Below are 1630 nucleotides of genomic sequence, written 5' to 3'. Positions count from 1 at the left end.
AAGGCAGCTTTTTTGTATGAAAATATATACGTGAAAGGCCATACAAAATAAGCCCACCATATTCTAATTTTTTGAAGGACGTAAATGTAACCTGTCGTTATATTAACTGGTTTGGTTATGCAGTTTGTTGTTCAGATGGAGCGATTGTATAGCCTTTCTTTTTTAGGTATTCGATCATTTTTAATTCTTTGTTATTTTGTTTTTCTTCAAGGTAATTTGAGCCTAGTTCATGATAAGGTTCTCCTGTTTTTAAGATGTTGTAAGTAATCGTTATTAGTAAATGGGCAGAAGCGATTCGTCCCTTCATTTTTCCTTGCCGTTTGGTAATCCTTTTTCGATGTGAAGCAATTCGATTATTTTGCCGTGATGTCGCTAATACACATTCTACGGCCATCGTTTTTAAAGCTTTATTTCCTTGTGTGGTTTTACTCGTTTTTTTTTACCAGCACTTTCGTAATTTCCAGGACTCACACCAGCCCAAGAGGCAAGATGTTTAGCTGACTTAAATACGGACATATCAACACCCATCTCCGCAATAAAAGTAGCTGCCGCAGCTTTGTTCACACCAGGTATACCATCCAATAATTCTACTTCCTTACGATAGGGGGACAGGAGTTGATCGATTTGTTTTTCCAATTCTTCTATGGTTTGTTCTAAATAACTCATATGCTCCCAATGGTAACGCAACATATCACGATGATGACGGCGAATACGCCCATTAATTGCATTGGCAATGTCAGTAATACTTGCTTTTGTTCGCCAATCCACCATTTTTCGAAGACCATCGGTCTCTATTTTTTCACCATTTAGAATCGCTTCAAGGATACGGCGTCCCGATACACCAAAAATGTCTGATAGAACGGATGTTAGCTTGATATTAGCATCTTGAAGAATTTTGTGAATGCGATTCTGCTCTGATGTGCGATGATGAATCAATTTTTTTCGATAACGAGTAAGATCTCGTAAATCACGAATATCCTCTGGTGGGACAAAATTGCTTTCAATAAGTCCGCATCTTAGAAGCTTGGCAAGCCATTCGGCATCTTTCACATCAGTCTTACGCCCTGGAACATTTTTTACATGTCTGGCATTGGCAAGAACAAGGTGAAAAGAACCTTCGAGTATATTCCATATTGGTTTCCAGTAGACTCCGGTACTTTCCATCACAACATCGGATACCTGAAGGGTAGCGAGCCAATCACTTAAAGCTAAGAGTCCCGTTGTTGTAGTTGAAAAAGTTTCAATAGAGGTTTTTGGCTTTTTATCTAATGGACCAAATAATACACAGGCTACTACTGTTTCTTGGTGTACATCTAGGCCAGCACACCGTTCAATCATTGCTTCCATAAGAGAATCACCTCAATAAAAGATTAACAATACATATGACAGGGGATTTGTTACAAAAATTTTTGTATACGTACTAGCAGTACACTAAATGGTTCTTCCATACTGTCACAACCAGTTTCTTATACAGGGTATCTTCTTTAAGATCCACCAAAAAAAGCTCAGCCTGGTTGTATTGTTATCATCCATTATCGTCAAGGGGTTGATGGGTTAGACTCTATTTTTGAGTTTAGATTTTCGTAGTAGATGGTGGCGGCGAGGAGCGCCGCCATAGGAGTTTCTTATG

The 1630-nt window shown here is 38.7% G+C and carries 2 protein-coding genes; both read right to left on the bottom strand.

Features of this window, described 5'->3' with window-relative positions; translation table 11 throughout:
• Positions 1-115 precede the first annotated feature (115 nt).
• Positions 116-394: a hypothetical protein gene (locus BW986_RS31075; RefSeq protein ID WP_260321047.1), complete on the bottom strand. Its 279-nt coding sequence runs from the start codon at positions 392-394 to the stop codon at positions 116-118.
• Positions 395-399: 5 nt separating this feature from the next.
• Entirely contained in the window at positions 400-1347 is a 948-nt protein-coding gene (locus BW986_RS29120) for an IS110 family RNA-guided transposase (RefSeq protein ID WP_260321046.1), read from the bottom strand.
• Positions 1348-1630: the final 283 nt, after the last annotated feature.

Origin of the sequence: Peribacillus simplex, from assembly GCF_900156045.1 — a bacterium.
Lineage (GTDB): Bacteria > Bacillota > Bacilli > Bacillales > DSM-1321 > Peribacillus > Peribacillus simplex_D.
This window is presented reverse-complemented; position numbering and strand designations above follow the sequence as displayed.